Raw genomic sequence first — 8,167 nt, 5'->3', positions numbered from 1 at the left:
GCAAGCGCGTCGTCTCGCTCGACCTGCCCGGCATGGTCGCGGGCACCCGGTTCCGAGGCGACTTCGAGGAGCGGATCACGAAGGTCGTGGCGGAGATCGCCGAGCACACGGACGAGCTGCTGGTCTTCCTCGACGAGATCCACACGGTGATCGGCGCCGGTGCCGGCGGTGAGGGCGGCATGGACGCGGCGAACGTGCTGAAGCCGCGCCTGGCGCGCGGCGACCTGCACTTGATCGGCGCGACGACGCTGAAGGAGTACCGGCGGATCGAGAAGGACGCCGCGCTCGAGCGCCGCTTCCAGCCCGTGACGGTCGCCGAACCCTCCGTCGAGGACGCGGTCCGGATCCTCGACGGCCTCAAGTCGCGGTACGAGGAGCACCACGGGGTGCGCTTCACGGAGGCCGCCGTGCGGGCAGCGGTCGAGCTGTCGCACCGCTACGTGACCGACCGGTTCCTGCCCGACAAGGCGATCGACCTGATCGACCAGGCCGGCGCCCGCCGCCGCCTCGCACTCGGCGTGCGCATCGACGTACCCGCCCTGCAGGCGCGGATCGGCGAGCTGGAGGCGGACAAGTCCCGCGCTGTCGCGGCCGAGCGCTACGAGGAGGCGTCCCACCTCCGGGACGAGATCGAGGCCGTGCAGGCACGGCTGAGGGGAGGGGCGTCGACGCCCGACGAGGCCGCCGTCGTCGACGAGGCCGAGATCGCGGGCGTCATCGCACGGCTGACCGGCATCCCGGTGGCGCGTCTCACCGAGGCGGACCGCTCCCGGCTCGCGAAGCTCGAGACCGAGCTGTACGAGCGCGTCATCGGCCAGGACGCCGCCGTGGCGTCGATCGCGAAGGCGGTCAGGCGGAGCAGGACGGGGATGGGCGACCCCGACCGCCCGACCGGGAGCTTCCTGTTCCTCGGCCCGACCGGCGTGGGCAAGACGGAGCTGGCCAAGGCGCTCGCGGCGAGCCTGTTCGGTGACGAGAGCGCCGTGCAGCGCTTCGACATGAGCGAGTTCGGCGAGCGGCACACCGTGAGCCGGCTGATCGGTGCCCCTCCCGGGTACGTCGGCTACGACGAGGCCGGCCAGCTGACCGAGCGCGTGCGCCGGAACCCGTACTCCGTGATCCTGCTCGACGAGATCGAGAAGGCGCACCCCGACGTGTTCAACCTGCTGCTGCAGGTGCTCGACGACGGTCGCCTGACCGACGGCCAGGGCCGCACGGTCGACTTCCGCAACACGGTGCTGATCATGACGTCGAACATCGGCAGCGAGTTCCTCGCGTCGCGCAGCGGCGCGCTGGGCTTCATCCAGCAGTCGGAGGAGGGGTCGGGCTTCGGCTCGGACAAGGCCCTCAGGGACCGCGTGATGGGCAGGCTGCGGGAGGCGATGCGCCCCGAGTTCCTGAACCGGATCGACGAGGTCGTGCTGTTCCGCAAGCTGGAGCCGCAGCAGATCCATGCGATCGTGCGCCTGATGCTGACCGCCACGGCGGCCCGGCTGGCGGTGCACGACATCGTGCTGGGAGTGACGGAGGAGGCGGTCTCGTGGATCGCCGAGCACGGCTACGAGCCCGAGTACGGCGCCCGCCCGCTGCGTCGGCTGATCCAGCGCGAGGTCGAGGACCGGATCGCTGACCTGCTGGTCACGACGGAACCGACCGCCGGCGACACGCTCCGCGTCCGCGTCGACGGCGGGTCGCTCGCCGCGTCGCTGGAGACGGCCGCGGTCCCGCTCGCGGCGTAAGTGTTCACGGATCAGGGGATTCGGGGCGCTTCGCGCCACCGAATCCCCTGATCCGTGAACACGACCCGTCCACTACTCGAGCAGCGCGCTCGCCCGATCCACGAACGCGAGCAGCTCATCGAGCGATCCCGTCGGCGTGATCGCGCGGAGGACCAGCTCGTCGACCGAGTCGTAGGCGGCGACACCCGCCGCGAGGTCGCCTCCGGCGCGCGGCAATGTGGTGTCGATCGCGGCGATCCCGAGCCGCGTGAAGTTCGCGGCGTAGGCCGGGTAGGACGCGTACTGCGCCGCCTCCCGCTCGAGCATCGGGCGGGCCGCCTCATCGACGATCGCGCGGGCGTAGAGCGAGATCCGCGGCTGCTCGCCCTGCGACGGCTCCCCCTGCGCACGGGCCTCCGCAGCCTGTGCGGCGGCGACGTCGGGAGTGAGCCAGCTGAGCAGCAGCCCGTCGGACTGCTCGGCACCCATGCGTCGCATCCTGGGCCCCAGCGCGCCGACCACCACCGCGACCGACGTCATCTCCCGAAGCCAGCCGACGGCACTCGCGACGGCGTCGACCGCCCCGTGGCGGAGCCGACCCGAGCCGATGCCGAGCGTCAGCCGCGCCTCCGGCACGCCGCTGCGCTGCAGATCGGCGAACAGCTCGGGCGGGGGCCGGCGGTCGACGGGGACGACGCCGGTCGCCAGGCGAAGCCGGGTCGTCACCTCCGCCGCGGCCGCGAGTCCGAGCAGCGGATCCTCGGCCGAGCCGTCGTTCAGCCAGAGCCCCGCGAACCCCGCCGCCTCGATCCTCGGCGCGAGCACGCGTACCGCCTCCGGCCCGACCGCGCCCGGCACCCCGATCGACACCTCAGTCCGCATGGGTCCATTGTGAACGGGTGCACCGTATCGTCCTCGCCCTGGTGACCGTCGCCGGCGTCGTGACCGCCGGGATCGGTCTGTGGTTCTCGACCGACCGACGTCCCGCCTCCTTCGGCTGGACCGCATACTCGCCGCTCAGCAGCACGGCGCACCCGTTCGCCGTCGGCCCGCCCTGGTGGTCGCTGGCGCTCATCGCGATCGGCTGCCTCGCCGTCGGGTCCGCGGTCACGACGCTGGTCACCAGGCGCCGCAACCGCTGATCTGTGCTGCGCCGAGCAGGGGCTCCGCACCGGCGGCTTCGACTCGGTGATCCTCGACGAGCGCTTCGGCGCTCCCTCCGGGTCGTCGACCCGGACGGCTACACCCGGAGCTGAGCCTGCTGCCGGATCACTGCGGCTTCGTGGTCGCGTCCGGGGTCGGCTTCGTCGTGGGCTTGGTGTCGCCGCCGTCCTTCTTCGGGCTCTTCGGCTTCTCGGTCTGCTTCGGCTCCGCGTCGGCGTGCGTGATCGCCTTGCCGCCGCTCACGTACTGGGCCTGCGGGTACGGCCAGGAGGAGGCCCCGCCGTACTTGTTGTTCATCGTGCGTTGGACGGCCTGGAAGATGCAGTGCCGCATGACCGCGAACTGCGAACCGGCGTTGCAGCCGTGCGGCGCATAGACCAGCCGGAGGTTCGCCCTGCCGGTGACATTGCCGACCCAGACCGCGGTGGTGACCTTGGTGGTCGACCCCATCGTCCAGGTGTCCTTCGCGTCGTCGGTCGTGCCGGTCTTGCCGAACACGTACTTGCCGTCGTAGAGCTGGTCGATCGCCATGGTGCCGCCCCCGACTGTCGGGTTGTGCAGGTCGTAGCCGGCCGCGATCATCAGCTGCTTGTCCTGGACGCGCTTGCAGTTCGCTCCGGGGATGGGGATCGACTTGCCGTCACCGTCGACGACCTTGTCGATGCCGATGGCCGTGCAACGCACGCCCTGGTTCGCGATGGTCGAGTAGCCGGTCGCCATGTTCAGCGGCGCGATCGAGCTCGCGACGCCGATCGCCATCGTGGGCTTGACCTGCAGCTGCTGCCCGCGGAGCGCATCGGTGACCCCCATCGACTGGGCGATGTCGCGCAGGTCGCACAGGTCCTGCTCCTGCGCGAGGGAGGCGAAGACCCCGTTGATCGATCGGGCCGTACCCGCCTGGACGGTGTAGTTGCCCTTCTCGTTGTCGTCGTTGTGGAGCTCCCACGCTGCTCCTCCGCTGTACGGCGCTTCGCAGGCGGTGAAGTTCGAGTTCGGGATCGTCCTCGCGTTCCCGTTCACGGTCTGGTTCATCGAGTGACCGCTCTTCAGCCAGCCGATCATCGTGAACGCCTTGAACGTGGAGCCGGGCTGGAATCCCGCACCGGCGCCCAGCTGCTCGTTCACGTTGTAGTTGACCGCCGAGTACTTCGTGCGATTCTTCGCACCGTTCGGCTTGAAGACCTTGTTCTGCACCATCGTGAGCACACGCCCGGTGCCGACCTGGAGCGACACCGACGCCGCACCGACGTCGGCGCCACCCGGCGTCTGCGGCACGTAGTAGTTGACCGCTTTCTGGGCTTGGTTCTGCAGGCTGAGATCCAGCGTCGTGTAGATCTTCCAGCCCTTGGTGTTCAGGTTGGCGAGCCGCTCGGCGGGGTCCTTGCCGAACTGCTTGCTGGTGAGGATCGTGTTCTCCACGTAGCGGCAGAAGAACCCGGCCGAACCGGCTGTCTGGCAGCCCGTCGACGGCGGGGTGAGCTTGGTCTCGACCTTCTCGGTCGAGTACTTCTGATACTCGGCCTGCGTGATCATGCCGTGGTCGCGCTCGACCCGCAGGACGTAGTTGCGGCGCCCCTCCGCACCCGCGAGGTTCTCCTTCCTGTCGAGGCGGAACACCTCCGGGTTGTTCACGATCGAGATCAGCGTCGCAGCCTGACCGATGGTGAGGTCCTTCGCGGACTTGTCGTAGTAGTACTGGCTCGCGGCCTCGATGCCGTAGGTGCGGCCGCCGAATCCGGCGATGTTCAGGTAGCCGAGCAGGATCTCGTTCTTCGAGTACTTCTTCTCGAGACCGATCGCGAGCCGCATCTCGCGGATCTTCCGGTTGTACGACTTGTCGATGCACTTTGTGTAGGCGGCCTTGGCGGCTGTCTTCTCGGTGTCGTTCGAGACCGGTATGGCCTCCGCCTGCTGCACGCAGACGTTCTTCACGTACTGCTGGCTGATGGTCGACGCGCCCTGGATCTCTTTATCCTGCAGGTTCGAGACGAGCGCCCGGGCGATGCCGTTCGGGTCGATCGGGCCGTGCTGGTAGAAGCGGACGTCCTCCGCGGCCAGGGTCGCGTTCTTCACCGTCTGCGGAACGTCCTCCCACTTGACGATGTCGCGGTTCTGGCTGAAGAAGGAGGCGAGCAGGACCTGCTTCTTGCCCGACTTCGCGTAGATGCGCGCCTTCTGATCCAGCGGGGTGATGTCGAGGTTGCCGGGCAGGCTCTGGAAGGTGGTGATCTGCTGCTTCGTCGCGCTGCCGGCGATCGCCACCGCCGGGGTGACGAGGCACGCGATGAGCGTGCCGGCGATGGCCGCCACCGCGAAGAACGCGAGCAGTGCGGAGAGCTTGCCTCCTGCTCGGAGAGCGGCCTGGGTCACGGACACCAGGGCATCGTAAGAGGTCGCGGACGCGGTCGCCGCGTGCATGGCCGGGACGCGCTGGACGCGTGTCCGGATCGTTGCCTTGCGGTCTGAAGGGACCCTGGGTTCCAGGGGTGATCAGGGCGACACGCAGCCCGACCGAGCACCTCACCCGAGGACTCTCCGTTTTGTAGGCAGAACCTGCCTACAAAACGGAGGGTTCGGTCAGGCGCCGGCGGCGCGGCGCGGCTGCTCGACCGGCTGCGGCTGCGCGGGCTCGCGGAGGCGGTCGGTGCGGAGCAGACCGCCGTCGAGGCCGACCAGCGCGGGGCGGGCGGAGGCGCGGGCCGGGACCGGCGCGGCGCGCTTGCGGCCGAGGACCCACCGCACGATGTCGAACGCGGTGCGGCGTGACGGGACGTACCAGAGGAAGATCCCAGCCCGCATCACCCAGCCGAGCAGCTCCGGCACCGGGACGCCCCACAGCGACGCGACGGCGTGCCCCGGCGCGAACGACGCGACCGTCCCCAGCCCTCGGAAGCCGAACCGCCGGGGCTGCGCCCGCTTCGAGGCCCTCGCGATGTTGCGACCGACGGTCGTGCCGGCGCGGATCGCCCAGAGCGCCTCCTTCGGCACCCGGTCGCCACGGCGGCGGACCGCTGCCGCGTCACCGGCGCTCCAGATGCCGTCGGTGACCTGGAGGCAATCGTCCACGGCTAGCAGGCCGTCCGCCTCCTGGAACCGCTCGAGCCCCGGGATCACCGGCACCGAGTTGCCGAGCGCCGCCACGACCGTGGCCGCCTCGATCCTCGTGCCGTCGGCGAGCACCACGCCGTGCTCGTCGGCCGAGGCGACGCGGGTCTCGGCGAGCAGCTCCACCCCGGCCTCGTCGAGGTTGCGGGAGAGCCGGGCCTGTAACCACGCCTGGTCCTGCCACACCGGGACGACCGTGCGGCTGCCGGACACCAGCACGACCCGCCGCGAGTCGCCGTAGCGGCGACCGAGCGCCGCCGCGACCTCGGTGCCCGCGAACCCGGCGCCGACGACGACCATCGTCGTGCGCCTCCGTGCGTCCTCCGCATCGGCGGGAACCTGCTCGTCGACCCAGGCCAGGTGCTCGAGCAGCGCCTCCAGCTGGCCGGGGAACCGCAGCGGCCAGCCGTGCTCGGACAGCCCCGGGACCTGGTCCGTGCGGTCGTGCGCGCCGGTGGCGACCACGAGCTGGTCGTACTCGACCACCTGGGTCTCGCCCTGCCACTCCACCTGCACGGTCCGGGCCTCACTGTCGACGGCGGTCGCCCAGCCGCGGATCCGCTCTGCCCGGGGCAGGCACTCCTCCAGCGGGCTCGCCTGCAGCTCGGGCGTGAGCTCGCCGACCAGCACCTCGCCGGTGAAGCCGTGGAAGACGTGCTCGGTGAACGGCGCGATCACCGTGATGCGGGCGGTATCGCCCATCCGCCTGCGGATCGCGCGGTAGCACCAGACGGAGGAGTAGCCGCCGCCCAGGATGACGATCCTCATGCGACCGCTCCGTTCGGGAACCGCCGCGTCGGACCGGTGGTCTGGCGGCGGGACGGAGTCGTCCAGCCGGGCACCGGTGCGGGCAGCCCGAACGACGTCGGCTCGGCGAGGCCGAAACCGAGGTGGTCGAAGCGCTGTGCGAGCGACTGCACCCGGTCGACCTGCTCGAGCGACGGCCGGCCGATCGTGCCGTGCCCGCGGTGGTCGGCGAGGGCCAGGAGGGAGCTCTCCGCAAGGCAGGCGAACGACGCGCGGGCGTCGAGCCCGATGCTGAAGCCGGTCCGGTGGAGGCCGGGGGTCGCGACGACGCCACCGTCGAGGATCGTGACGTCGGGCCGCTCTGTGGCGAGGGTCGGGCTGCTGTTCCGCGGCTGCGTGTCATCGAGCACGGTGGCGCCGAGCCTCAGGTGCTCGGAGCCGAGCACCGCGCCCGCCGCCGAGGTCATCAGCACGACGATGTCGGCACGCCGGCAGGCGGCCATGTCGGTCGACCAGGTCGCTCCGAGGTCGCCGGCGAGCGCCGCCAGCGCGGCCGGGGTGCGGCCGACGAGCACCATCTCGTCCACCGCTGCGGAGCGGCCGAGGAGGCGGGCGACGGCGGTGCCGACGGAGCCGTTGGCCCCGACCAGCGCGACGACGGGACGGGACGGCATCCCCTCCGCGATCCGCTCCACGGCAGTCGCGGTGACGGCCGCGGTGTAGGCGTTGCCGTTCGTCACCCCGATGTCGGTGCGGCGGCGCAGCTTGGCACCGCCGGCGGTCGCCGGCGCGGTCAGCGCGCCGAGACCGAGGATCGTCGCGCCGCGGGACACCGCGAGATCGATCGCCTGATCGATCCGTCTGCCGATCATCGCCCGGTCGTCGCCGAGCAGCATCGTCGGCGTCAGCGGCAGCCCGATCACGTCGCCGAGCACCTCCCCCGGGCGATCGCTCGCGGTGATGGTCGAGTGCACCCACGGCTTCAGCGGGAGGCGACGCATCGCCGACTCGACCGCGCGGCCCGGGAGCAGCCCGAGCAGCGGGTGCACGAGAGCGAGATCCTCGGACGGGTCGGTCCTCGGGTGGATGAGGAAGGCGAAGCGGCCGCGCGGGGAGGGCGAGGTACTCATGGTCAGGGCTCCGAGCTCGGGACGGATGCAGGGCAGGGCGGTGCGATCCGAGCGTGGAGGGTGCGCGAAAGAGCGCTCGGACACCCCCCGACGTCCGGCTAGAACGTGCGCCGCCTGCCCCTGTCCGGGTGACTCCCGACCGGGGGGTCGTCGGCGACTGGCGTCACCATATCGGGGGGCGTGGGGGCCTCCGCAAGCCCCACTTGCACACCCGGATGGGGGGCGCAAGCCGGACCAGAACCCTACGTATGTGAGAACTGCCTGATCAGCAGCGCAGTCACATCCGTTACTCCGTGCACACGA

General features: G+C 70.9%; 6 protein-coding genes. 2 read left to right on the top strand and 4 right to left on the bottom strand.

The window, feature by feature from the left end:
- The coding region (locus tag ACFE67_RS12700) for an ATP-dependent Clp protease ATP-binding subunit (protein WP_375407245.1) at positions 1-1,739 on the top strand (1,739 nt) is incomplete at its 5' end.
- Positions 1,740-1,811: 72 nt separating this feature from the next.
- On the opposite strand, the gene ACFE67_RS12695 is transcribed toward ACFE67_RS12700, so the two are convergent.
- Complete coding sequence (locus tag ACFE67_RS12695) at positions 1,812-2,600, bottom strand: LLM class flavin-dependent oxidoreductase (protein ID WP_375407244.1); 789 nt, start codon at positions 2,598-2,600, stop codon at positions 1,812-1,814.
- Between the two features lie 17 nt (positions 2,601-2,617).
- Between ACFE67_RS12695 and ACFE67_RS12690 the strand changes: the two genes are divergently transcribed.
- Positions 2,618-2,860 (top strand): hypothetical protein, encoded by a 243-nt coding sequence (locus tag ACFE67_RS12690; RefSeq protein WP_375407243.1) that lies wholly within the window; start codon positions 2,618-2,620, stop codon positions 2,858-2,860.
- A gap of 127 nt (positions 2,861-2,987) precedes the next feature.
- Here ACFE67_RS12690 and ACFE67_RS12685 read toward each other — a convergent pair whose 3' ends face one another.
- From ACFE67_RS12685 to ACFE67_RS12675, 3 genes are all read right to left on the bottom strand, one after another.
- Positions 2,988-5,258 carry a transglycosylase domain-containing protein gene (locus ACFE67_RS12685; RefSeq protein ID WP_375407242.1) on the bottom strand — a complete coding sequence of 757 codons (2,271 nt, stop codon included), beginning with the start codon at positions 5,256-5,258 and terminating at the stop codon, positions 2,988-2,990.
- 201 nt (positions 5,259-5,459) lie between these two features.
- Positions 5,460-6,755, bottom strand: a complete 1,296-nt coding sequence (locus ACFE67_RS12680) for an NAD(P)/FAD-dependent oxidoreductase (RefSeq protein WP_375407241.1) — start codon at positions 6,753-6,755, stop codon at positions 5,460-5,462.
- Positions 6,752-7,864, bottom strand: coding sequence for a semialdehyde dehydrogenase (locus tag ACFE67_RS12675; RefSeq protein ID WP_375407240.1), 1,113 nt, complete (start codon positions 7,862-7,864; stop codon positions 6,752-6,754). Before ACFE67_RS12675 ends, ACFE67_RS12680 begins: the two co-directional genes overlap by 4 nt.
- Between the last annotated feature and the right edge of the window lie 303 nt (positions 7,865-8,167).

The sequence above is a fragment of the uncultured Amnibacterium sp. genome (genome assembly GCF_964244015.1).
In the GTDB taxonomy this organism is placed as follows: domain Bacteria; phylum Actinomycetota; class Actinomycetes; order Actinomycetales; family Microbacteriaceae; genus Amnibacterium.
Note: the sequence above shows the minus strand (reverse complement) of the source record. Positions and strands in the feature narration are given on the sequence as shown.

Excerpts from the sequence above, each read along its gene's own strand:
- ACFE67_RS12695 (WP_375407244.1), bottom strand. The coding sequence starts at position 2,600 with ATGCGGACTGAGGTGTCGATCGGGGTGCCGGGCGCGGTCGGGCCGGAG.
- ACFE67_RS12680 (WP_375407241.1), bottom strand. The coding sequence starts at position 6,755 with ATGAGGATCGTCATCCTGGGCGGCGGCTACTCCTCCGTCTGGTGCTAC.
- ACFE67_RS12675 (WP_375407240.1), bottom strand. The coding sequence starts at position 7,864 with ATGAGTACCTCGCCCTCCCCGCGCGGCCGCTTCGCCTTCCTCATCCAC.